24 protein-coding genes are annotated in these 21,880 nt (G+C 62.5%); 8 read left to right on the top strand and 16 right to left on the bottom strand.

The window, feature by feature from the left end:
• Positions 1–7 precede the first annotated feature (7 nt).
• Positions 8–916, bottom strand: a complete 909-nt coding sequence (locus tag IB285_RS05110) for a metal-dependent hydrolase (protein ID WP_190787159.1) — start codon at positions 914–916, stop codon at positions 8–10.
• 96 nt (positions 917–1,012) lie between these two features.
• Here IB285_RS05110 and IB285_RS05105 point away from each other — a divergent pair, with 96 nt between their 5' ends.
• Positions 1,013–1,960, top strand: coding sequence for an alpha/beta hydrolase (locus tag IB285_RS05105; protein ID WP_190787158.1), 948 nt, complete (start codon positions 1,013–1,015; stop codon positions 1,958–1,960).
• On the top strand, positions 1,953–2,447 hold the full coding sequence (locus IB285_RS05100) for an RNA pyrophosphohydrolase (RefSeq protein ID WP_190787157.1): 495 nt from the start codon (positions 1,953–1,955) through the stop codon (positions 2,445–2,447). Before IB285_RS05105 ends, IB285_RS05100 begins: the two co-directional genes overlap by 8 nt.
• A gap of 9 nt (positions 2,448–2,456) precedes the next feature.
• Here the strand turns inward: IB285_RS05100 and IB285_RS05095 are convergent, their stop codons facing one another.
• The 8 genes from IB285_RS05095 to IB285_RS05060 form a co-directional block, all read right to left on the bottom strand.
• Positions 2,457–3,137 (bottom strand): glutathione S-transferase family protein, encoded by a 681-nt coding sequence (locus tag IB285_RS05095; RefSeq protein ID WP_190787156.1) that lies wholly within the window; start codon positions 3,135–3,137, stop codon positions 2,457–2,459.
• A 25-nt stretch (positions 3,138–3,162) separates the two neighbouring features.
• Positions 3,163–3,657: a tetratricopeptide repeat protein gene (locus IB285_RS05090; protein WP_234033068.1), complete on the bottom strand. Its 495-nt coding sequence runs from the start codon at positions 3,655–3,657 to the stop codon at positions 3,163–3,165.
• A gap of 62 nt (positions 3,658–3,719) precedes the next feature.
• Positions 3,720–4,898: an RsmB/NOP family class I SAM-dependent RNA methyltransferase gene (locus tag IB285_RS05085; protein ID WP_190787154.1), complete on the bottom strand. Its 1,179-nt coding sequence runs from the start codon at positions 4,896–4,898 to the stop codon at positions 3,720–3,722.
• Positions 4,895–5,173, bottom strand: coding sequence for a hypothetical protein (locus IB285_RS05080; RefSeq protein WP_190787153.1), 279 nt, complete (start codon positions 5,171–5,173; stop codon positions 4,895–4,897). Before IB285_RS05080 ends, IB285_RS05085 begins: the two co-directional genes overlap by 4 nt.
• 3 nt (positions 5,174–5,176) lie before the next feature.
• Positions 5,177–6,631, bottom strand: a complete 1,455-nt coding sequence (gene guaB, locus IB285_RS05075; protein WP_190787152.1) for an IMP dehydrogenase — start codon at positions 6,629–6,631, stop codon at positions 5,177–5,179.
• A gap of 114 nt (positions 6,632–6,745) precedes the next feature.
• The gene (locus tag IB285_RS05070) at positions 6,746–6,961 is read right to left on the bottom strand and encodes a hypothetical protein (protein ID WP_234033724.1); all 216 of its coding nucleotides are present in this window, start codon (positions 6,959–6,961) and stop codon (positions 6,746–6,748) included.
• Positions 6,962–7,043: 82 nt separating this feature from the next.
• Positions 7,044–8,522 (bottom strand): M28 family peptidase, encoded by a 1,479-nt coding sequence (locus IB285_RS05065; protein WP_190787151.1) that lies wholly within the window; start codon positions 8,520–8,522, stop codon positions 7,044–7,046.
• Positions 8,519–9,274 carry a 3-hydroxybutyrate dehydrogenase gene (locus tag IB285_RS05060; RefSeq protein WP_190787150.1) on the bottom strand — a complete coding sequence of 252 codons (756 nt, stop codon included), beginning with the start codon at positions 9,272–9,274 and terminating at the stop codon, positions 8,519–8,521. Before IB285_RS05060 ends, IB285_RS05065 begins: the two co-directional genes overlap by 4 nt.
• Positions 9,275–9,405: 131 nt before the next feature.
• Here IB285_RS05060 and ypfJ point away from each other — a divergent pair, with 131 nt between their 5' ends.
• Entirely contained in the window at positions 9,406–10,266 is an 861-nt protein-coding gene (gene ypfJ / locus IB285_RS05055) for a KPN_02809 family neutral zinc metallopeptidase (RefSeq protein ID WP_190787149.1), read from the top strand.
• A 37-nt stretch (positions 10,267–10,303) separates the two neighbouring features.
• Positions 10,304–10,765: a hypothetical protein gene (locus IB285_RS05050; protein ID WP_328705850.1), complete on the top strand. Its 462-nt coding sequence runs from the start codon at positions 10,304–10,306 to the stop codon at positions 10,763–10,765.
• A 59-nt stretch (positions 10,766–10,824) separates the two neighbouring features.
• On the opposite strand, the gene IB285_RS05045 is transcribed toward IB285_RS05050, so the two are convergent.
• Both IB285_RS05045 and IB285_RS05040 read right to left on the bottom strand, forming a co-directional pair.
• Positions 10,825–12,492: a M56 family metallopeptidase gene (locus IB285_RS05045; protein ID WP_190787148.1), complete on the bottom strand. Its 1,668-nt coding sequence runs from the start codon at positions 12,490–12,492 to the stop codon at positions 10,825–10,827.
• A complete protein-coding gene (locus IB285_RS05040) occupies positions 12,489–12,860 on the bottom strand; it encodes a BlaI/MecI/CopY family transcriptional regulator (protein ID WP_190788996.1) in 372 nt (123 codons plus the stop codon). The genes IB285_RS05045 and IB285_RS05040 overlap by 4 nt, the downstream gene beginning before the upstream one ends.
• Before the next feature lie 156 nt (positions 12,861–13,016).
• Between IB285_RS05040 and IB285_RS05035 the strand changes: the two genes are divergently transcribed.
• Complete coding sequence (locus IB285_RS05035; protein WP_190787147.1) at positions 13,017–14,567, top strand: esterase-like activity of phytase family protein; 1,551 nt, start codon at positions 13,017–13,019, stop codon at positions 14,565–14,567.
• Positions 14,568–14,570: 3 nt separating this feature from the next.
• Here IB285_RS05035 and IB285_RS05030 read toward each other — a convergent pair whose 3' ends face one another.
• Genes IB285_RS05030 through sdhC form a run of 4 tightly spaced genes read right to left on the bottom strand, consistent with a single transcriptional unit; the run spans position 14,571 to position 18,238 of the window.
• Positions 14,571–15,554, bottom strand: a complete 984-nt coding sequence (locus tag IB285_RS05030; RefSeq protein ID WP_190787146.1) for a C13 family peptidase — start codon at positions 15,552–15,554, stop codon at positions 14,571–14,573.
• Between the two features lie 60 nt (positions 15,555–15,614).
• The gene (gene sdhA / locus IB285_RS05025) at positions 15,615–17,459 is read right to left on the bottom strand and encodes a succinate dehydrogenase flavoprotein subunit (protein ID WP_190787145.1); all 1,845 of its coding nucleotides are present in this window, start codon (positions 17,457–17,459) and stop codon (positions 15,615–15,617) included.
• Positions 17,459–17,845, bottom strand: coding sequence for a succinate dehydrogenase, hydrophobic membrane anchor protein (gene sdhD / locus IB285_RS05020; RefSeq protein ID WP_190787144.1), 387 nt, complete (start codon positions 17,843–17,845; stop codon positions 17,459–17,461). Before sdhD ends, sdhA begins: the two co-directional genes overlap by 1 nt.
• A 12-nt stretch (positions 17,846–17,857) precedes the next feature.
• Positions 17,858–18,238 (bottom strand): succinate dehydrogenase, cytochrome b556 subunit, encoded by a 381-nt coding sequence (gene sdhC, locus IB285_RS05015; protein ID WP_190787143.1) that lies wholly within the window; start codon positions 18,236–18,238, stop codon positions 17,858–17,860.
• 106 nt (positions 18,239–18,344) lie between these two features.
• Here sdhC and IB285_RS05010 point away from each other — a divergent pair, with 106 nt between their 5' ends.
• The 3 genes from IB285_RS05010 to IB285_RS05000 are packed head-to-tail and all read left to right on the top strand — an operon-like array spanning position 18,345 to position 20,676.
• On the top strand, positions 18,345–19,070 hold the full coding sequence (locus IB285_RS05010) for an SDR family NAD(P)-dependent oxidoreductase (protein ID WP_190787142.1): 726 nt from the start codon (positions 18,345–18,347) through the stop codon (positions 19,068–19,070).
• The gene (locus IB285_RS05005; RefSeq protein ID WP_234033066.1) at positions 19,060–19,974 is read left to right on the top strand and encodes a 50S ribosomal protein L11 methyltransferase; all 915 of its coding nucleotides are present in this window, start codon (positions 19,060–19,062) and stop codon (positions 19,972–19,974) included. Before IB285_RS05010 ends, IB285_RS05005 begins: the two co-directional genes overlap by 11 nt.
• A 15-nt stretch (positions 19,975–19,989) precedes the next feature.
• Positions 19,990–20,676, top strand: coding sequence for a DUF2459 domain-containing protein (locus IB285_RS05000; RefSeq protein ID WP_328705849.1), 687 nt, complete (start codon positions 19,990–19,992; stop codon positions 20,674–20,676).
• Here IB285_RS05000 and IB285_RS04995 read toward each other — a convergent pair.
• Positions 20,673–21,866, bottom strand: a complete 1,194-nt coding sequence (locus tag IB285_RS04995) for an RNA polymerase sigma factor (RefSeq protein WP_190787141.1) — start codon at positions 21,864–21,866, stop codon at positions 20,673–20,675. The genes IB285_RS05000 and IB285_RS04995 overlap by 4 nt on opposite strands.
• Positions 21,867–21,880 lie beyond the last annotated feature (14 nt).

Below are 21,880 nucleotides of genomic sequence, written 5' to 3'. Positions count from 1 at the left end.
GAGCGCGTTACTCGGCGGGGAGTTCCTCGCATTCGACATCAGGCAGCGCGACCGAGAAACGGCCGCGGGCGCGCGGGTCGTAAAAGCGGGCATCGTGGAGGATCACAGAACCATCCTCTGCGCGAACGCCGAAGGGTGTTCGTGACCAGAACACAAAAGCCTCTGCCTGCGAGGAAAGCTCGGCTTCGTCCAAAAAGCCGATATCGCAATGCCCAACAGAATTGCCCTCAATCCGGTACACTCCGGAGCGTTCGCGAATGATGGTCTCTCGCTCCCATGAATTGATCGCCAGAGGGCTTTCGATCGAGGTCATGCCGGTCTGCTCAAGAGTGGCATTCTCCTCCACCTTGGTGATGACCCAGTTCGCGAAGATGTAAACGGAACCAATCGCCGCCCCGATCCAGGCTGCCCGCTGCCAATCTCCGCCCCGCTTCTCCCTGCGGCGCGACCACCAGACGCTGACGATTAAGATAGCCCACAGCCAAACGTCGATGATGAAAAGTGTGTCGCCGTAGAACCATTGGCTGGAGAACGGTTCAAGCAGGCGAATGCCATACACATTGAACCAGTCGAAGGCCGGGTGGCTGAGGCATCCAATCAGGGACAGGCCGAACAGCCATCCGAAATGCACCGGCAACCTGTCCTCGGGTCGCTTGCCGCGCTTCGCCTGCCAGCGATCGAAACCCCACAGCAGGCCGGCGAGGATCAGCGGTAGCAGCACCATCGCGGGCGGACCGTGCGTAATCCCGCGGCGAAATCCGAGATGCTCTGTCCCCTCAAGCCAGAAGAAGCACGCCGCATCGACATCGGGCAGGTTCGCGCCAATGATCAGCGCAGGCATGCCCAGCCCGGTCTTCTTCTTGAGCCCCGCCTGACCCATCAGTGCGCCCACCAGGCTGTGTGTCAAATTATCCATGCGGGGCGACTAACCGCCGCTTGCCATCAATGCGAGTGGAAATGCAGCGCAAGCCGTCCTATCGAACGGACCAGTCCATTGGAGAACACCGATAATATGAGCGAAACCGGCCCGTATATCCGCCCCGACATGAAAGCATTTATCGATGCGCTTGCGGCCATGAACGGTCCCAAGATCGTCGACATGACCCTGGCAGAGGCGCGCGCATCCTATGTTGCGCTGCACGGCATGGCGGATCGGCCCGCGCGCGATCTTGCGGTGATCCGAGACCTTTCGTGCCCCGGCCCCGCAGGTGACATTCCGCTGCGCCTTTACGATGCGCGCGAGAAACGTGAACCCAGCCCGGTCATCACATTCTTTCACGGCGGCGGCTTCATCATCGGCGATCTTGAAACGCACCATTCGCTGTGCACCGAGATTGCCGCGCTCAGCGACCTCCCCGTCGTCGCGGTCGATTACCGCCGCGCGCCGGAGGCCCCCTTCCCGCAGCCGATCGAGGATTGCGAGGCGGCAGCGCGCTGGATCGCGTCCAGCCCGGCCGAGCTCGATCGCCCGGCGACCGGCCTTGTCACGATGGGCGACAGCGCGGGCGGCAATGCCAGCATCGTCATCGGACAATCGCTCGCCGCGAGCCCCGCGGACGTGCCGATCGTCCTGCAGGTTCCGATCTTTCCGCTGGCGAGCGATGCCATGGACTCGCAAAGCCTGAAGGACTTCGATGATGGGTTTGTACTCACGAAAGAAACCATCGAGTTTTTCGACGCGCAATATGCGGCGGACAAGAGCGATCAGCGTGCGATCCCGATCCTGGGAGATCATTCGAACGCGCCGCCGACCGTGCTTGTTACCGCCAGCCTTGACCCTATCCGCGATTCAGGCCGCGATTATGCCAAGGCGCTGGCCGATGCGGGCCGCGATTTCATCTTCCTTGAAATGAAGGGCATCACCCACAGCTTTACCAACCTGCGTCAGGCCGTGCCGAGTACGCAGGGCGATCTCGAACGCATCGTGGCAGCGATGAAATTCATGCTCGAGAATGGCTGAAATGCCGAGCGAGGCAAGCGAACTCCCCTATCGGCCCTGTGCCGGGTTCATGCTCGTAAACCGCGAGCGGCGCGTGTTTGTGGGCGAGCGGATCAATCCGCGCACGCATGGCTTCTGGCAGATGCCCCAAGGAGGGATTGATCCGGGCGAAGACCCCCAGACCGCCGCCCTGCGCGAACTCGAAGAGGAAACCGGCATCGGTGCCGATCTGGTGGAGATCGTCGCGCCTGCATCGCGCCCGCTGCATTACGACCTGCCGCCGGACCTGCTCGGCAATGTCTGGAAAGGCAAATATCGCGGCCAGATCCAGCACTGGTATCTCGGTCGGTTCATGGGCGATGAAACCCATATCGATCTCGAGACGCATCATCCGGCTGAATTCCGCGCATATAAATGGGTCGAGCCGCAGCTGCTTCCCGATCTCATCGTCCCGTTCAAACGCGAAGTTTACACAGCGCTTGTCGCCGAGTTCGCGCCGCTGATCTGAGCCGGGGGCTCAGTTTTCGAAACGAAACGCGATGCGCGGCCTGTCATCCTTGGCGCGTGCGGCGATGAAGGATGGGAGCGCTTCGATCCGGTCGAACCACGCCGAAATGTTCGGATATTTGCCATCGAATGTCCCTTTGTCCCGCGCAGCGTACATCGGATAGACAAGCGTAATATCGGCTGCGGTGAGATTATTGCCGCCGAAGAATGGCTGCGTGCCGAGATCTTTTTCCATCTCACCAATCAGCGCATCGAGCCGCGGATTGACGAACAGCTTTCGCACCTGGCCGAAAATCGCCTTGAGAAGGGCGCTGATCGGCCACGGCGTGCGTGTCTCCAGCAGGTTCAGCACCATCGCCACTCCTTGGATCGACATCAGCGAGCCTTGCGCTGCATGAAACCAGAACAAATGCCGCGCCCTGTCGGGATGTCCCGCAGAAGGCCTGAGGTCGCTATCCGGATACGCATCAAGCACGTAATCGATGATCGCGTTGCTTTCGGCGAGGACCAGTTCGCCGTCAGTCACAACAGGGGCGGTGCCCAGCGGCGAAAGCGCCTTGTAATCGTCGGGTGCGAGATTGGTTTCGGGATCGCGGTTGTAGCTCTTGAGCTCGTATTCCGCGCCGAGCGCTTCCAGCAGCCAGAGGATACGGAAACTCTGCGAATATTCGAGGTGATGGAGCGTCAGCATGAGTGACAAGCCCCTTCGCTAAGGATCAGTTGCTGGTCGGCCCATCTCCGGGCGTTTCCGCCGCAAGACGCGCTGGCGGGCCAGCTTCGATCACGCCTTGCAGGGCAACCGTCTCCGGGCAGTTCGCACCGCACAGGCTTTCGAGCCGCGCAAGATTGCGCTTCGCTTTTTCAAGCGCGCCTTTCTCGACCAGCGCTTCGCCCTCGCCAGAAATGGCTGCGAAATTGTCCGGATCGCGCGTCAGCGCTTCGCGGTAGAACCGGATTGCCTTACCCTGCAGTCCATCCTGACGGGCAGCTTCGGCCAGTTCGAGGAAGATAGGGGTGTAGGCCGGATCGACGGCCAGAGCCGCTTCGAACGCGTCGATGGCGGCTTGTGTGTCCCCGGCGGCGAGGAGCGCGCGGCCTTCCATGATGAGTTCGGCAGCTCGCGGATCGGCGTCCGGATCCTGTGCTGTAGTGACACTCGCTGTCGTAACCAGGAATAACGACAAAGCAGCGGCAGCGGGCGCGAAACGCATGAAATGCTCCTTGAATGCAGCAGGCCGGGAGGTGGCGGACTGAGCCATATGGCCCGTGGCTATCACGCCGAGCGGAGAATGGCGACAAAAAAGCCGTCTGTGCCGTGGTGAAACGGATCGAGGCGAGTGCCGTTCCCGCGCGGCTCTCCCACCGGCAGTTCGAGCTGCTCTGCCTTCCAGGTCGGGTTATCGGCAATAAAGGCCGCAATCCGATCGGTTCCCTCGGCATCGAGCAGCGAGCAGGTGATGAAAGCGATCCGTCCGCCCGGCTTCGTAAGCTTCGCTGCGATATCGAGCAGCCTGTCCTGGATCTCAGTGTATTTCTGGAGCCGTTCGGGTGTGAGCCGCCACTTTGCCTCAGGCTTGCGCCGCCATGTGCCGGTTCCCGAACACGGCGCATCGACCAGCACGAGATCGGCCGAACCGAGGTGATCCGACAGCGCTTCAAGCTCGGCATTGGGATTCATCAGCAGTGTCTCGATGATGCCGGCGCCGGCCCGCTCGGCGCGCGGCGCGAGCTTTGAGAGCCGCCCGCGATCGGTGTCGCTGGCAAGCAACCTCCCCTCATTCTGCATAGCCGCGGCCAGCGAGAGAGTCTTTCCGCCGGCACCGGCGCACAGATCGATAACGGTCTCACCGGGCATGGCGCGCGCGGCGAGACAGGCGAGCTGACTGCCATGGTCCTGCACCTCGATCTGGCCATCCCGGTATTGCGGCCACTGCTCGACCGCGGTGCCCGAGGGAAACCGCAAGGCCTGCGGTGCGGCGAGCGGCTCGCCGGGTTCGGGCAAGTCAATACCGTCGCGATCGGCTTTGAGCGCGTTGACGCGAACATCCAGCGGGGCTCTGCCAAGCATGCTCTGGGCAGCATCGCCTTCGACACCGGACTGCGCGAGGCGCTCGACAAGCCATACAGGCGCGACGCCGCTTTCGGCTACGGGTTCTCCTTCGCAGACCGGTTTGGGCCCATGCCCCTCGCCATCGAACAGGGCCAGCAATGCGGGATCGGTCTGCGCGAGGCTCAGCATTGCCGCCCGCCCGCTCTTGGGCACTTCACCGCAATGCCGGATCGCCCTGTATACAAGCTCGCGAACAGCTCGGCGGTCTTTCGATCCGGCATACCGGCGCTGCTTAAAATACTTCGCAATCAAACGGTCGGCAGGCGCGCCTTCGGCCCGTGCACCCTCGATCACCTCATCGAGCACCTCAATCGCCGCCTGCACGCGGGCCGACGGCGTCACTGGGACCGCTCTTCCCGCAGCTTCCGCTGGTTTTCCTCCAGCTGATCGGTCAGGCGGTTGAACTCCTCGACATCGGGCATGGGTTTGCAGAACATGTGGAACGTGATCGAACTCTCGTGCTCCTGCGTCACCCGAGCGCGAATGATCTGTTCGCCCGCCTCGAGGCAGTCGGCCTCGTCCGCGTAGAGAGCCGGATGCCGCACCAATTCCACCTGCGCCGGGTCCTCGTCCGATATGCCGAGGATGAAGAGCATGAACGGGACGAAAAGCTCCACTGTCTACCTCGTCGGGTAATTTGGCGCTTCGCGCGTGATCGCGACGTCGTGGACGTGGCTTTCCGAGAGGCCCGCATTGGTTATGCGGATGAACTTCGCATTGCTGCGAAGATCGTCGATCGTCGCGGAGCCGGTATAACCCATGGCGGCCTTCACCCCGCCGACAAGCTGGTGGATCACATCGGCCGCTGGTCCTTTAAACGGTACCTGGCCTTCGATGCCTTCAGGCACCAGCTTCATGGCGGAAACGTCCTGCTGGAAATAGCGATCGGCACTGCCGCGGGCCATCGCGCCGACGCTGCCCATGCCGCGATACGCCTTGTAGCTTCGCCCCTGATAGAGGAACACCTCGCCGGGGCTTTCCGCCGTGCCAGCGAGCATCGAGCCGATCATTACCGAGCTTGCACCTGCCGCGAGCGCCTTTGCCGCATCACCGCTGGTGCGCAGGCCGCCATCGGCGATCACGGGAACCCCTGATTTCGAAGCTTCCTCGGCGCTGTCCATAATCGCAGTCAATTGCGGCACGCCGACGCCCGCGACAACGCGCGTGGTGCAGATCGAGCCCGGCCCGATACCGACCTTCACCGCATCGGCGCCTGCGTCGATCAGCGCCTTGGTCGCCTCTGCGGTGGCAACGTTCCCTGCGACTACCTGCACTGAATTGGAGAGCTTCTTCACACGCTCGACGGCGATCGCCACATCCTTGTTGTGGCCATGGGCGGTGTCGATGATGACCACATCCACCTCCGCATCGATCAGCGCTTCGGAGCGCTCGAAGCCCTTGTCGCCGACCGTCGTCGCCGCCGCAACGCGCAGCCGCCCGGCGCTGTCCTTGGTCGCGTGCGGATAGGTGACGGCTTTCTCGATATCCTTGACCGTGATGAGGCCGATGCATTTAAAATCGTCGTCGACCACCAGCAGCTTTTCGATCCGCCGCTTGTGCAGCAGGCGCCGTGCGTCCTCCTGCGACGTGCCGAGCGGAACGGTCGCAAGGTTCTCCGTCGTCATCAGCTCACGCACTGGCTGGGCTGGGTTTTCGGCGAAGCGCACGTCGCGGTTCGTGAGCATTCCTACGAGCTTGCCGTTGCCATCGGTCACCGGGATACCGCTGATGCGATGTTGCTGCATCAGCGCCTGCGCATCGCCCAGCACAGCCTCCGGCCCGATCGTGATCGGATTGACGACCATGCCGCTTTCGAAGCGTTTGACCGCGCGCACCGCAGCGCACTGATCGGGAAGTTCCAGATTGCGGTGGAGAACGCCGATTCCGCCCATCTGCGCCATCGCAATGGCCATGTCGGCCTCGGTTACGGTGTCCATCGCCGCCGACAGGATGGGAATGTTGAGACCGATTTCGCGCGTCAGCCGCGTCTTGGTGTCGGCCATGCTGGGCAGCACGCTGCTCTCTGCCGGTCGCAGCAACACATCGTCGAATGTGAGGCCTAGGGGGATGTCCATTTCTGCCGCTTTCGTTTGGAGGGCCAAGATTCGTTGGCGGCCCATCTAACGATGCTTTTATCGCGGCGCTAGTGCAGGCATTATCGGATCATTGCACACGAACCGAAATGCTCCTCAGCCGGTCATGCCGCTGACGCTTACTTGCCCACCGCGGTCTTTGATCTTGCCTCGGACCATGCCTGAGACATGCACAGTCGCACCGGCCTCCACGATGAGGTCGCCGCCGATCATGCCGGAAATTTCAAGATCGGATCCCGCGGGGACCAAAGCATCGCCCATCGCCATCCCCGAAAATTTACCAGAGCTCGGCAGTCTTTCCGCATCGCGCACAACAATCTCCTTCGCAGTGATGATGGTGACTTAATACATCAACACACCGAAGGTTCCGCATGCCGCTGGCAATTGGCCAGCCTCACGGGGCCGCTGGAAATCCGTCAACCGAGGCAAGCCTGCGCACCAGTTCCTCGTGCAGCAACAGGTCGTCGATCGCCCCGCCCAGTTCGATGTTTTCCAACTCGTCGCCCGCGCGGTGGTATTCGGATGCGAGGTATGGGCCGAGCACGATTTCGGAGCCGAATGCGGTCGAAAGAAACACTGCCGGAACGCCTTCCTGCAGCAGCGCCCAGCCATCCTGGCGCTGCACGAATTGCTCGGCAAAGGCGCGGTCGCCAAGCTCCCTTCCGGATTGCGCCAGCACGTCGAAGATCACCGGATCGAGCGGCGTGCGCCCCTCCCCAACGAACCCGACCCTGCTGCCCGCTGGCGCGACCGCAACCGTATCGAAGTTGAAGGCAGCGATGATCGTCTCGAGCGGCATTGGCGGCGCCTGGGTAAATGCCGTCGCGCCCAGCAACCCCGATTCCTCCGCGCTGGTCGCGACCACGTAAATATCCCGGTCGTGCGGGCCGCTTGCCACGAGCCTGCGCGACAGTTCGAGCAGGCTTGCCACCCCGCTCGCATTGTCGACCGCCCCGTTGCAAATGGTGTCATCCGCCTGCCCCTCTTCGCACTCCCCGAGGTGATCCCAATGCGCCATCAGCACGATCGAGCCTGAATCCGGCACAGTGCCGGGAATCTTGCCGATCACATTGTAGCTGGTGAATGCGGATCGGTCCGAATTCGCCTCGACCGTTGCCGCGGCGTAGAGATCGACACCGGAAAAATCCGGCGTGTCGGCCAGATCGACAAGCGCCGCCCAATCGTTTTTGCCAAGGGCTTCTTCCATCGCGGCATGGGTTGTGAAGCCTGTAAGCTCCGATCCGTTTTCGCTCGCCAGCGACACCTGCTCAAAGGAATACGCCTGATTAACACGGGCGATGGCATCGATATCGGCTACGACCGTGATGATAGCCGCCGGACGTTTCGCAAACAGGATCTCCCGGCGCTGGGGGCTCAGCCCTTCTTCGCCCAGCATGACGACGACTTTGCCCGTCACGTCTTCGTCGGAGACGCTTTCGGCAGCCCTTCCGACGAAGACCACCTGCCCGTTTTCGACGAGTTCGCGCCGCCGTGCCGAGAATGCGACAGCGGTTGCCGGGTCGAGCTCAACGGTTTCACGCCCGACGGTCACTGCAATGCGGCTCGTGGACGGCTTCGTGCTCGCCAATTGCACAGGCGCGCGCCACGCGCTGCCCGGATCGTTGGTGCCGGAGACCAAGCCAGCGGCCTCCATGCGCTGCGTTATGTAATCGATCGTGCGTTCTTCGCCGATAGTGCCCGGCTTGCGCCCGCCGAACTCATCGCTGGCCAGGATCGCGATATCCTGCCTCAGATTGCGTTCTATCGCCGCGCGTTCCTGCGCAGGCACGCTTGCGATAGGCGCGGTCGCACACCCGGCGAGCACCAACGCCGCCAGAACCGCCAGCCCCTGTTTCGCCCCCATTCGGATCATTCGGCTGTCCAGCCTCCGTCTATGCTCCAGTTGGCCCCGGTGACGTTCCCGGCTTCTTCGCGGCACAGAAACGCGGCGAGAGCGCTGACTTCTTCGGGCTGGACGAATTTCTTGGTCGGCTGCTTTGCTAGCAGGACATCGTTGATGACTTCCTCGCGCGAAAGGCCTCTCGCCGCCATCGTGTCGGGGATCTGTCCCTCTATCAGCGGGGTCCAGACATAGCCCGGGCTGATGCAATTGGCGGTGACACCGGTCTGGGCAAGCTCCAGCGCGATGGTCTTTGTGAAGCCGGCAATCGCGTGCTTGCTGGCATTGTACGCGCTCTTGAACGGCGAGGCGGTAAGCGAGTGCGCGCTGGCGGTGTTGATGATCCGGCCCCAGCCCTTCTCCTTCATGCCGGGCACGGCAAGGCGCGATGTATGGAAGGCAGCCGTCAGATTGAGCGCGATGATTGCATCCCATTTGTCGGTCGGAAAGTCCTCGACCGGCGAAACATGCTGCATTCCTGCATTGTTGACGAGGATATCGACGTGTCCGACCTCCCCCATCATCGCCTCGATCGCGGCGGGATCGAGCAGGTTCGCACCGTTGAAATCGGCATCGAGTTCCTGCCGCACCTTCTCGATCTCATCCGGATCGCCGAGCCCGTTGAGCACGATTTCCGCGCCCTCTTCGCGCAAGGCGCGCGCAATCGCGAGGCCGATGCCCGAAGTCGAACCGGTGATCAGGGCGCGTTTGCCTTTGAGGAACATCGATAACATCCGTGAATTGTTTGAGTATCGAGCTTTCGCCGCTTGCGTGATCGGTGTCCAGACTTTTCGGTCGGCACTTTCAAGACTTGATCGCGTCTGCACGGAAAGCTGACCAGCGGGGAGAATTTCAGATGCGGCTCAATCCATTCGACACTTCGAAGATCAAGGTTCGCGGCGGCGGTGGCGGCATGCGCCGCGCAGGCGGCGTGGGCTGCGGGACTATCGTTATCGCGATCATCGGTGCGGTGGTGTTCGGGATTGATCCGATGCAGACGATCGGCATGGTCGAAGGCGTGCAGCAGCAGACGGCGCCGCAAACCCAGCAAGCCAATGTGAGCGAGGAGCAACTCTGCAGCAGCAGCGCTTATGCAACCGAGGCGTGCAATGCCCTGCAGAGTCTGAACGAGACCTGGCAGCCGGAATTTGCGCGGGCCAATGTCCCGTTCCAGCAACCCGAGCTGGTCCTCTATCCATCAGGCAGGGTCACGACGCAGGGGTGCGGGACTGCTTCGTCGGCCGCTGGACCGTTCTACTGCCCCGCCGATTACGGCATCTACATCGACACCTCGTTCTACGATCAGCTCGCACAGATGGCGGGCACCGGCGGCGATTTCGCGCGGCTGTACGTCATGGCGCATGAATACGGACACCACATCCAGAACCTGACGGGGCTCGCAGGCCAGGTCCGCAGCCTGCAGCAGCGCAGTCCATCCCGCTCCAACGACCTGCAGGTTCGCATGGAGCTTCAGGCGGATTGTTATGCCGGGGTCTGGGCGGGCAAAAACCGCAGCCGCATCGAGCCGGGCGATATGGAAGAGGGCCTAAGGGCCGCGAGCGCCATTGGCGATGACACGTTGCAACGCCGGTCGGGTCAGCGCATAAACCCCGAGAACTTCACTCACGGTACGAGCCAGCAGCGCATGAACGCGCTGCGGCGCGGCTTGGAGACGGCAGATGACACGGTGTGCGACACATATTTCGACTTCCGCTAAAGCGCTGGTAGCAGCCTCTGCGATCTGGCTGCTGCCAGTGTCCCCGCTGGCAGCGCAAGTCCAGCAGGAGGAGCCGGACGCGGAGGAAGTCGCGCGCACGCCGCTAACCGATCTCAACATCGATTCCGAGGACATTCCGGAGGTCCTGCTGCAGGCCGAAGCCGATCCGTACCTCTCCGACGGACTGGAAAGCTGCAACGCCATTGTCGGCGAGATCGCAAAGCTCGATAGCGTGCTGGGTGCCGATTACGACTTGATCGGGTCAGGAGATACGGGCCTGAGCCGCGGCAAGGTCGCGCAGAGCGTCGTCGGCTCCTTCATCCCCTTCCGCGGGATTGTCCGCGAAGTGTCAGGTGCTGCTGGCGATCAGCGTAAAGCGCGCTCCGCAGCGACGGCAGGCATGGTCCGGCGCGGCTTCTTGAAAGGACTGGGCCAGGAACGCGGCTGTGCGTATCCCGCACGCCCCCGCGCCGAACGGCTCGAGGAGGCAGGCCAATAAAAAGGCCGGAGCGGTTTGCGTACCGCCCCGGCCCTAAAATTCATGACAGGATCGCTGGCTTAGCCTTCGCGTCCGCGGCGTTTCCAATCCTTGATCTGGCGATCCAGTTCCTTGAGCAGGTTCCGCCGCATTTCGCCGGTGATTTCCGGGTTATCGGCAATCGCCGAGCGCGCTTCTTTCAGCCCTTTCAGCGCGTGAGCCATGATGTCGGCCTCGCACAGATAGATTTTGTTAGCGCCGCCTTTGCCATCAACGAAGGTCGCAACCTCGCCCGATTTTCCGCGGCACTGCATCTTGATGATCGTGCGGCCTTTTTCGCTGTCGCGGTGGTTCATTTCGACCATGGCGATTTCGGCTTCCTTGATCGCCTCTTTGATCTCCTCATCCGCTTCTGCGAGTTCCGCACGAAGCTCTGCGAGCGTTTCTTCGAGCTCCTCCGAATCGAAATCGTGGTCGCGGTTCACCGCGTGGATGCGCCGGACGGTGTATTCGCTCCGGCGTTTCTGCGTGTCTTTGTCCCTGCTGATGACCTTCACCGTCTTGGTCTTCTCGACCTTCTCGGCTTTCTCGACCTCAGTGTCGGGATCGACCACCACTATCGTCTGCGATGCAACCGCCGGGACCGCTGGCGGGGCGGGAGGCGCAGGCGGAGCGCCCACAGGCGGGGCCGGCGGCAGCGGCGCCGCAGGCGGCTCCACCGACACGGGCGGCGGTGCGGGCGGTTCGGGAGCGTTGCTCTCCGCGTAGGTGACCGAAGCCGTAAGCGGCAGGGCCAGCACAGCCGCCCCGATCATAAGTCTGCCAGCCATCCGGCGGCTAGACGAGGTGTCGGACATATTCAGGCTCCTCAAACGGTGAATTATCGATTTGTCGCCCAATACCGGGCAGGCCATCGGCGCAGCCAGAGCGACATTCGGGCCGACCGCAGTGCTGGCGATAAGATTGGCGTACATCGCGCGGGCCTCCTCCGGCTCTTTCGCCACCACCCGCGCATCGCAGGCGGCCTCCTGATCGCGCCGCATTGCGAGCCAGCCATAACGGCTGAGCGGATTGAACCAGTGAAGCGCGAACAGCGGCTGCACGATGATGTTGATCAGCAGATCGCCAGCCCTGTGATGCGCCAGTTCATGCGCCAATGCGAGATCGCGGGCCTCCCTGTCATCGAGCGCCATGAAACCTTCGGGAAGCGCAATAACGGGATCGATCACACCAAAAGCAAGGGGTGCTTTCGTACCGGGAGTTTCGACGAGCCGAATTCTGCCCGCCCGGCCCATTTCCTTCCCGCCACTCAGCAGGTCTGTACGCAGCTCGAAATAACTGGCAAAACGGTGCCACAAGAAGACGGCAGCGCCGATCAACCACACCGCGCATCCAACCTCAACCCAGGGGACTGCGAGGAGAATGGATGACAAGTCTATCGGTATGAGGGGACCGGTCGCTGCCAATCCCGGTTCGAGGAGTATTTCCGAGTCTACCTGTGTCGCAACAGCAGCATCGGACCCTTGATCCAGGATTATCACTGTCCCCTCGCCAACCGGCGCAGCTTCTTGCGGCGCCAGCCAATGGGGCAGAGTAACGGTGGGCAAGATCAGGCGTATGGCCGGGAGCAACCACAGGGCATAGGCCACTTGCGGGCCGAACCACCGGGCAACCGGACGTCTGACAAGCAGGACGAATGCGATCAGCGCAGCCGTCCATAGGAGCGTATCGAGGAGCCACTGCATCATTGCTTGAGCTCCTTCAAAAGAGCCTCGATTTCGGCGAGGTCGTTTTCGCTCAAGGCCTCTGATTCAGCGAGATGCGCCACCAGCGAGGCGGCTTTACCTCCAAACAGCCGATCGACGAGACGGCGGGATTCGCCGCCAACATACTCTGATCGAGCCATCAATGCGCTGTAGAGAAAACGGCGGCCATCGGGCCGCGCTGAAATCGCCTGTTTCTGCACAAGGCGAGAAAGCAGGGTCTTGACGGTCGGGAGGCTCCAGCCCCGGTTATCGCAGATTTCGTCGCAGACGTCTGCTGCGGATAAAGTCCCGCGATCCCACAGGACTTCCATCACTGCGTGTTCCGCTTCGCTGATTCGTTCGGGTCCCATAGTCCCGGAAGATGTGTCTTTGGACTTACTCAAGACTGCCTCCCAACTTCTTGATTACATCTGTAGTCAGATCGACTACGCTTGTAAACATGAAGCGTAGATGAATGATTGTGATACTCACTTGCCTGTCACCCCGCGAACGATATCACCGGATCAATGACACGCAAACTCGCCCCCTTCGCCGCCCTTGCCCTTTTCTGCCTCGGCTCAGCGGCCGCTGCGGAGGAAATATTGCCGCAGACCGCACCGGTCGTCCTGAACGCCGACGATACGCAAGGCGAAACAGTCTGCGAACTCGTATTCATGGGCGGTGTCGAACTGGAACCGGGCGAAAACGAGATCGGCGGGATTTCAAGCCTCAGCTGGCACGAAGGGGATCTGGTCGGCGTGCTCGACGACGGGCGCTGGATCAGACTGACGCCCGACGAGATAAACGGCAGGCTCGTCGATCTGATCGCGCTTGAAGGCGGGACGCTGCACGGCACCGATGGCAAAAAGCTCCGCAAGAAACGCGATGCGGACGCCGAGGCGCTGACCCGCGCCGCCGATGGCTCCTGGCTGGTCGCGTTCGAGCAGGATCACCGGATCTGGCGCTACGCGGCGCTTGATGGACCAGCGGCTCGGACCGAGCTTCCGATTGCGGACCTGACTTTCGGTGCGAAGGACAATGCCGGTTTGGAGGCGCTCGCGCTTTCGCCGGATGGCCTGATCGCATGCGGCGAATGGGTCGGCAGCGATATTCCCAACTGTATGAGCGAGCAGGGCGGCGGTCTGGTCAGTTTCGAGGTCGATCCGCCCGCACCTTTGCAGGAGCGCGGCGGAGTGCCGACCGACGCCGACTGTGCCAGCGATGGCACCTGCTATCTGCTCTTCCGCAGCTATTCGCGCGAACTGGGCAACGCAGCGGCGATCGTTGCGATCGCTCCGGACAACACGTCGAACACGCTTGCGACCATGCTTCCACCGACGACCCTCGACAATTTCGAAGGGCTGGCCGTGCGAGAGAATGCGGGGCGCACCTATCTCTACATCGCGTCCGACAACAACTTCTCAGGCGATCAGCGCACTCTCATCATGAAATTCGAGGTCGCCTCGGCGCGCAAGGATGTGCCGCTCGATGCGCCGCCCGTTACCGCCACGCCCGATGCGCAGTACGAGACGGTCAGCGTCGTCCTGGAAACCGAAATGGGCGACATTACCGTCGCTCTGGAAACCGAGCGCGCTCCGATCACGGCGGCCAATTTCCTGCGCTACGTCGATGAAGACCGGTTCGATGGGACCGTTTTCTACCGCGCGATGTCGCTCGACCGAGAGCCGCGCCCCAATGGCCTGCTCCAAGGGGGGACGCAGTTCGATCCCGACCGCATTCTGGACGGGATCGAGCACGAGCCGACCAATGTCACCGGGCTCAGCCACACCAACGGCGCGCTCTCGATGGCGATGGGCGAGCCGGGCACCGCAAACGGCGACTTTTCGATCATGCTGCAAGACCAGATCGGTCTCGATGCTCAGCCCGATTCTGATGATCCGGTGTGGAAGAACGGTTATGCCGTATTCGGCTACGTCACAGATGGAATGGACGTCGTCGCGGCGATCCATGCACGCCCGACCGATCCGGATAAGGGCGAAGGGTGGATGAAGGGCCAGATGCTCGCCGATCCTGTCACGATCATCGATGTAAGGCGCGCCGAAGAAGCAACGGAATAGCGTTCATTCTCCGACGGCGGGACGCCCTACCGGAGCTGTGGCGACGGTCGGCATTCGCCGTTCGAGATCGCCGAGCCACGCGCTGACATTGGCGCCGACCGAAACCTGCGGCAAAGATGCCGTGAGCCTGCTTTCGGCCTCCCAGACGGCGATCTGGCGGGTGGCTTCGCGGGCTGCGTCAGGCAGGCTCTGGGGTTTGCGCAGCGCCCGGTTGATCAGCGCGTCGCCATAGAAGGTCCAGTCGTTCTCCGCCTCGCAGCCAAACGAGGTGCGCTGGGCGGCGGCCGCGGTCAGGATCGCAGTGTCCGGGCTCGCAAGCTCGGGTACGAACACGCCCGAATAACACGCGCTGATGATGAGAAGCCGCCGCTCGATACCAAGCTCGGCGAGCACCTCTTTTAACCGGCTCGGCGAGAATATCCCGTACCCGTTATCGCCATAGTGATTGACCAGCCCCACCTTCGCGCCGTGGCTGGTGCTGTAAAGCACAAGCACGTCCTCTTCCGGATCCATAATCTCGGCAATGTGAGCGAGGCCAAGGATCAGCGACCTGATCGAGCCTCTCGCTAGATCGTCACGCATCCCGTCGGCCCCGGCAAGTGTCAAAGTCCTGCCCTCGCCGCCATATCGGCGCGAGAGCACACGGCCCGCTTCACGCGCTTCGCGAGCAAATACGGGATCGCTGTCGAGCGCGACGGTGACAACGTAGGCATCGATTTCGCCCGGACGCTGGGGCGCAAGGCCGTCCAATGCTGCCGATAATCGCCGCTGCTGCTCGAGCATTTCCTTAGCTGGAATGCCGCGCTGCATGTGCGGACCGAGATCGAAGCTCTTGAGCGCCTCGTCCCGGTCTTCACCAATCGCCAGATTGGGGAATGGCTGAGTATGCTCGGGCGGCTGACTGCTGCTCTCCCCGCCATCCTGCGATGATGCAGGAAAAGCGAGAAACGCGGCAAGCGAAAGCCCGAAAAGAGCGCGTGTTACCATGCAGCGAAGCTGCCCCGCGCCGATGCTTTGGTCAAGCTGCGAGATCGGCCTGGGAACGACTTAATATACGCGCGCTTTCGGCTCGATATAGGTAGCGTCGTCCGTCAGTGTGTATTCGTGGACCGGGCGGTAATCGATCTGGATGTTCGATCCGCTTCCGCCCCAGCCTTCGAACCAGGCGATGGTGTGCTTCATCCATTCGGCATCGTTGCGATCGGGAAAATCCTCATGCGCGTGCGCACCGCGGCTTTCCTTGCGGTTCGCTGCGGATGCCATGGTGACATTCGCCTGCGCCATCAAATTGTCGAGCTCAAGCGTTTCGATCAGGTCGCTGTTCCAGATGAGCGACTGGTCGGTCACGTGGATGTCTTCCATCCGCTTGTTCTGCGCAGCGAGCTTCTGAACGCCTTCGTCCATCAGCTTTGTGTCGCGGAACACGGCGGCGTGGGCCTGCATCGCCTTCTGCATGTCGGCGCGGATCGCCGCGGTGGGCGAACCGCCCTGCGCGTAGCGGAAGTGATCGACCCGGCCGAGCGCGAAGTCGGCGCTGTCGGCGGGAAGCTCTGGCTGGCTTGCACCGGCGACCGTGTTTTCCTTGAGGTGCAGACCGGTCGCGCGGCCGAACACCACGAGATCGATCAGCGAGTTCGAACCGAGGCGGTTGGCGCCGTGCACCGAAACGCAGGCTGCCTCGCCCACGGCGTAAAGGCCGGGCACGACATGATCCGGATCGCCGTCCGGGCCGAGCGTCACCACCTGCCCGTGATAGTTACACGGAATGCCGCCCATATTGTAATGGACCGTCGGCGTCACCGGCAGCGCTTCGCGCGTCAGATCGACACCGGCGAAGATCTTGCCGCTTTCGGTGATGCCGGGCAGACGCTCTGCGAGCACCTTCGGATCAATGTGATCGAGGTGAAGGTGGATATGGTCGCCTTCCGGCCCCTGCCCGCGCCCTTCGCGCATTTCGAGCGCCATCGAGCGGCTGACGACATCGCGTGAGGCGAGGTCTTTCGCCGAGGGAGCATAGCGCTCCATGAAACGCTCGCCTTCGCTGTTGGTCAGATAACCGCCCTCGCCGCGCGCGCCTTCGGTGATGAGCACGCCCGCGCCGTAAATTCCGGTCGGGTGGAACTGTACGAACTCCATGTCCTGCAGCGGAAGTCCTGCGCGCAGCACCATGCCGCCGCCATCGCCGGTGCAGGTGTGCGCCGAAGTCGCGGTGAAATAGCAGCGCCCATAACCGCCGGTGGCGAGCACGACCGATTGCGCGCGGAAGCGGTGGATCGTCCCGTCATCGAGGCACATCGCCATCACGCCGACGCATTTCTTCTCACCGTTTTCTTCGGACATGATCAGGTCGAGCGCGAAATATTCGATGAAGAAATCCGCATCGTATTTGAGGCTCTGCTGATAGAGCGCGTGGAGCATTGCGTGCCCGGTACGGTCGGCGGCTGCGCAGGTGCGCTGGACGGGAGGCCCTTCGCCCATATTCTGCATGTGACCGCCGAACGGGCGCTGGTAGATCGTGCCGTCTTCGTTGCGCGAGAACGGAACGCCGGCATGCTCGAGCTCGTAGACCGCCTGCGGCGCTTCGCGCGCGAGATATTCGATCGCATCCTGGTCGCCCAGCCAGTCCGATCCCTTAACGGTGTCGTACATGTGCCAGGTCCAGTGATCGGGCGTGTTGTTGCCGAGGCTTGCCGCGATGCCGCCTTGCGCAGCCACCGTGTGCGAACGCGTTGGGAAGACCTTGGAAATGTTGGCGGTGCGAAGTCCAGCTTCCGCCGCGCCCATTGTTGCGCGAAGGCCCGATCCGCCTGCGCCGACCACCACCACGTCATAGGTGTGATCGATAATCTTGTAAGCGCCCTTGAGGCTGCCATTGGATTCACCGGTAGCCATCAGGCCTGACCTCCAAATGCGAGACTGGCGACGCTGAACACAGAAAATGTTCCGCCAGCGATAACTGCAATATTGAGCGCCGATAGCAGCGCGAATTTCGTGCCGTAATTGTGGACGTAGTCCTCGATCAGGACCTGCAGGCCCAGCCGGGCGTGCCAGAACAGGCTGACGACCAGCAGGATCATCGCCGTTGCCGAGACGGGGTGCGCCAGCCACGTACTGACCGAGGCGTGGCTGTAATCGTCCATGAAAATGAAGCTGATGATCAGCCAGCTCATCAGCACGAGATTGCTGATGGCGGTGAAGCGGTGGACGAGCCAGTGATGCGCCCCGTCATGCGAAGAGCCAAGACCGCGAACGCGCCCGATGGAAGTGCCGTTACCCATGTCTCGCCCTCCTCAGTCCAGGATCACGACCGCCCAGAGGGCGATGGTGAGGATGATCGCGATGATCGGCGAGGCGATCGACCAGAACCGGTTGGTGTTGAGCTCGTAACCTGCACCGATATCGAGCACGAAGTGGCGCAGGCCGCTCATCATGTGGGTGAAGAATGCCCAGGACAGTCCGAACAGCACGATCCAGCCGACAGGCGATGTCATCGCGTTGACGAATGTCTCGTAGGCTGCCGGTCCGCTTGCAATCGCACCAAGCCACCACACCAGCACGAACAGCCCGACCAGCGCCAATCCGTCTCCGGTCGCGCGGTGCAGGATCGATACCAGCATGTGAGGTCCCCACCGCCATATCTGGAGGTGCGGCGAAAGCGGTCTTTGGTTCATGGCTATCCCGTTTAAACTTGTTTGCCCTTCCCACTTAGCGGTCTCGCCGGATGAGGCAAGCCGTGAGCGCTCGACTCCGCTTGCAAAGTTTCGGATAGAGCGTTGCATGAGTTTCATTTTAATCACCGGATCGAGCCGTGGGATCGGCGCAGCCGCCAAGGCCGAGCTTGCAAGCCGCGGTATCGAGGTCATCGGCCACCAGACGCGCGAGGGGTATCCCGGCAATATCGCAGCCGACTTCACCGATCCCGGCGCAGTGCAAACCTTATGGGATGAGGCACTCGAGCGATCCGGCGGCGACATCTCGGCGGTGGTGAACAATGCCGGATTGTTCGATGCCAACCCGCTGGAACGCTCGGACATCGAATGGCTCGATGCGTGGGAAGACACCCTGCGCATCAATCTGACCGCCGCGGCACAGCTCAGTCGGTTTGCCTTGCGGCACTGGCAATCGCGCGATGCAGCACCGGATGGCGTGCGCGGCAGGCTCGTCCATGTCGCGAGTAGAGCGGCCTATCGCGGGGACAGTCCGGCGCACTGGCATTACGCGGCGGCAAAAGGCGGCATGGTCGCCATGCACAAGACGATTGCGCGCGCCTATGCCGCCGAAGGTGTTCTGAGCTTCGCCATCACACCGGGCTTCACCGACACGTCGATGGCAGGAGATTACCTTGAAAGCAGGGGCGGCGCAGGCTTGCTCGCCGACATTCCGCTGGGACGCGTCGCGACCCCGGAGGAAATCGCGAAGATCATCGCGTTTTGCGCGCTCGATGCCCCGCCCAGCATGACCGGCGCGGTGATCGATGCCAATGGGGCCAGCTTTGTCCGCTGACTCCGCATGGAAGCTATCGGCCTTCGCGCCCAAGGCCGAGGTGCAAGCGGCGCTGCTCGCTCATGACGAGATCGAAGAATGGGATTTCGACCTTGTCATTTCCGGGCGCGAGATCGTCGAAGACCGACCGCTCGAATGGGTGCTAGAGGGATGGTATCCGAGAAAGCCCGGCGCGCCGCAGAAGCGAGCTTTTGCTGGGCTGTTCGACGGCAAGGCTCCCAAAATCGAAGTCGAAAAACTGCCCGCAGAAGATTGGGTAACACTAAGCCAGCAGGGCACGCCGCCGATCAGCGCGGGCCGGTTCTATGTCCACACACCCGATTTCCCGCCTGCGGACGATGCGATCAACTTCGCCATCCCTGCCAGCCAGGCATTCGGCACTGGGCAGCATGAGACGACCGCCGGGTGCCTCGAAATGCTGAGCGCGATGAAGGCGAGCGGCGCGCATTACCGCGCGATTGCCGATATCGGCACGGGTACAGGCCTGCTCGGCTTTGCAGCGATGAAGCTCTGGCCCGGCGCGGAGGTCACCGCCTCCGACATCGATCCGGTGTGCGCGGGCGTGGTCGAGGACAATGCGCGGCTCAACGCGATGCCATGGGGATCAGGGCGCGGCGCGATGACCATGGTGATCGCGCAAGGGATGGACGATCCGCTGTTGCAGGCGCGCGGACCCTACGATCTGCTGATCGCGAATATCCTCGCCGGGCCGCTGGTCGAACTGGCTCCCGATTTCGCCGCGTCTGTCCCGCCGACAGGCAGCGTCCTGCTCGCTGGTTTACTCGCTGGGGGACAGGAACGCGCCGTGCGCCGCGCATACAGACAGGCAGGGTTCCGGCTCGCCGCACGGCTTCAGCGGGGAGACTGGGCGATCCTGTGGCTGCGAAGGCGTCATGCTCGATGACCGCGCTGGGTAGCTGTGTCTGGTAGGCGGCAATGGCTGAAACGCGGCCTGGCGGTGCTTGCCGCGATGCTGGTTCTGCCGACCACGCTGTTCCTGCTCAGCGCCTGGATTGGCTCTTCGATCCCGCGCAATTCCGATTGGATAGAGGCCGATCAGGGCGTCGAGATCTTTGTCGGAGAAAATGGCATCCACACCGAAATCGCCATGCCGGTCACCACCGATATCATTGACTGGCGCGGACAGTTCCCGATCGGCGATATTGCAGCGCCCGCTCGCCCCTACACCCACGTTTCGGTGAGCTGGGGTGAGCGCGCGTTCTTCCTCGAAACGCCGACATGGGCAGATTTGAACCCTGCGGTGGCAGCTAGGGCGCTGTTCGGAGGAGAAGGCGTGCTTCATGTTGCGTGGTATGTGCGCCCCGCTCCCTCCGACGATTTCCGCCCGATGCGCATCAGCCGGGAGCAATACGCGGCACTCACTCGCGAGATCACCGTGCAACTTGCCAAGGAGGAAGCGCGTTCCGTTTACCCAGGCTACAGCCAGCACGATGTGTTCTACGATGCGCGCGGCACCTATCACCTGGGCAATACCTGCAACCAGTGGACGAGCGACCGCCTGGCGGCTGCAGAGATAGGAACCGGTTTGTGGACCCCGCTGGCGGGCGGCGTGATGAAATGGGTTCCTCCCGTAGGCGAGGACTAGCCCTGCGCTAGCTCGATCCGGCAACGCTCCAGGAACAGCCGTTCGGCTCGCGGAGGGTTCATGGCCAGCGCTTCGTCGAGCGCTGTTGCTGCTGCCTCTCGATCGCCCAGGCATGTGAGCAGATGGGCGTTTGCGACATGCAGAGGGCGCGCATTGCGAAGCCGCTCGATCGGTAATGTCGACAGGACCTCGATTGCAGGCTGCGGCCCCTTCACCTGGGCAAGGGCCAATGCGCGGTTGAGCGCAACCATCGGCCCCGGCCTCATCTGCATCAGTACATCGTATAGCGAGAGGATTGCCCTCCAGTCGGTCTCGCCATCGAATGCGCGCCGCGCGTGGGTCAGCTGGATCGCCGCCATGATCTGATAGGGGCCGCTTCGCTCCAGGCAGGCGGCGCGGTCCATCCATGTACGCGCCTGCTCGATCGCTTCGAAGTCCCAGCGTGAGGGGTCCTGCTTCGACAGCGGGATCATCGCCCCAATCTCGTCGAGCCGCGCAGCCTCGCGCGACCGGGCAAGCATGACAAGGGAGGCAAGCGCCAGCGCTTCGGGTTCTTCAGGAAGGAGGTCCGCAATCATCGCGGCCAACCGTTCGATTTCGGCGGACAGTTCCGGATCGATCTCGCCCGCCGCATCCTGGTAGGCGGCCGTGTAGGCCAGCTCGATCGTTAGCAGCACTGCCTCGAGGCGCTCACCCCAATGCCGCCGCTCGGGCAATTCGAATGCGATTCCCGCCTCGCGCACTTTGGTCTTGGCGCGGGTGATACGCTGGAACATGGCAGGCTCGCTGGTCAGGAAAACGCGCGCGATAGCGCTCACAGGCAGTCCGCACACGACCTTCAAAGCGAGCGCAGTGCGCGCCTCAATCCCGATAGCGGGATGGCAGCAGATGAAGATCAGCCGCAAACGCTCATCGGGGATCGCTTCGGGGAGTTCGATGACATCGCCCATGTCTTGCCCTCCTTCATCGATCAGGGCCGCTGCCTCGCTTGCCCGTGCTCGCGCCGCCTCCTTGCGGATCGCATCAACGGCCTTGCGCCGCGCAACGGTCATCAGCCATCCTTCGAGGCGGTCTGGTGGGTTATCGAGCGCGAGGCAGGCCTCCATCGCCTCGCCGAACGCATCCTCGGCCGCATCGAGATCGCGAAGCCGCGCGGCCAAGGCTGCAACCAGCCGGGGCCGCGCGGCCATGCAACGGCGCGCAA

This window comes from Erythrobacter rubeus, from assembly GCF_014705715.1.
GTDB classification, from domain to species: domain Bacteria; phylum Pseudomonadota; class Alphaproteobacteria; order Sphingomonadales; family Sphingomonadaceae; genus Erythrobacter; species Erythrobacter rubeus.
Note: the sequence above shows the minus strand (reverse complement) of the source record. Positions and strands in the feature narration are given on the sequence as shown.

Coding starts and splice junctions, on each gene's coding strand:
- IB285_RS05110 (WP_190787159.1), bottom strand. CDS start 916: ATGGATAATTTGACACACAGCCTGGTGGGCGCACTGATGGGTCAGGCG.
- IB285_RS05105 (WP_190787158.1), top strand. CDS start 1,013: ATGAGCGAAACCGGCCCGTATATCCGCCCCGACATGAAAGCATTTATC.
- IB285_RS05100 (WP_190787157.1), top strand. CDS start 1,953: ATGGCTGAAATGCCGAGCGAGGCAAGCGAACTCCCCTATCGGCCCTGT.
- IB285_RS05095 (WP_190787156.1), bottom strand. CDS start 3,137: ATGCTGACGCTCCATCACCTCGAATATTCGCAGAGTTTCCGTATCCTC.
- IB285_RS05090 (WP_234033068.1), bottom strand. CDS start 3,657: ATGCGTTTCGCGCCCGCTGCCGCTGCTTTGTCGTTATTCCTGGTTACG.
- guaB (WP_190787152.1), bottom strand. CDS start 6,631: ATGGACATCCCCCTAGGCCTCACATTCGACGATGTGTTGCTGCGACCG.
- IB285_RS05065 (WP_190787151.1), bottom strand. CDS start 8,522: ATGATCCGAATGGGGGCGAAACAGGGGCTGGCGGTTCTGGCGGCGTTG.
- IB285_RS05060 (WP_190787150.1), bottom strand. CDS start 9,274: ATGTTCCTCAAAGGCAAACGCGCCCTGATCACCGGTTCGACTTCGGGC.
- ypfJ (WP_190787149.1), top strand. CDS start 9,406: ATGCGGCTCAATCCATTCGACACTTCGAAGATCAAGGTTCGCGGCGGC.
- IB285_RS05045 (WP_190787148.1), bottom strand. CDS start 12,492: ATGATGCAGTGGCTCCTCGATACGCTCCTATGGACGGCTGCGCTGATC.
- IB285_RS05040 (WP_190788996.1), bottom strand. CDS start 12,860: ATGGGACCCGAACGAATCAGCGAAGCGGAACACGCAGTGATGGAAGTC.
- IB285_RS05035 (WP_190787147.1), top strand. CDS start 13,017: ATGACACGCAAACTCGCCCCCTTCGCCGCCCTTGCCCTTTTCTGCCTC.
- IB285_RS05030 (WP_190787146.1), bottom strand. CDS start 15,554: ATGGTAACACGCGCTCTTTTCGGGCTTTCGCTTGCCGCGTTTCTCGCT.
- sdhA (WP_190787145.1), bottom strand. CDS start 17,459: ATGGCTACCGGTGAATCCAATGGCAGCCTCAAGGGCGCTTACAAGATT.
- sdhD (WP_190787144.1), bottom strand. CDS start 17,845: ATGGGTAACGGCACTTCCATCGGGCGCGTTCGCGGTCTTGGCTCTTCG.
- sdhC (WP_190787143.1), bottom strand. CDS start 18,238: ATGAACCAAAGACCGCTTTCGCCGCACCTCCAGATATGGCGGTGGGGA.
- IB285_RS05010 (WP_190787142.1), top strand. CDS start 18,345: ATGAGTTTCATTTTAATCACCGGATCGAGCCGTGGGATCGGCGCAGCC.
- IB285_RS04995 (WP_190787141.1), bottom strand. CDS start 21,866: ATGGCCGCGCGGCCCCGGCTGGTTGCAGCCTTGGCCGCGCGGCTTCGC.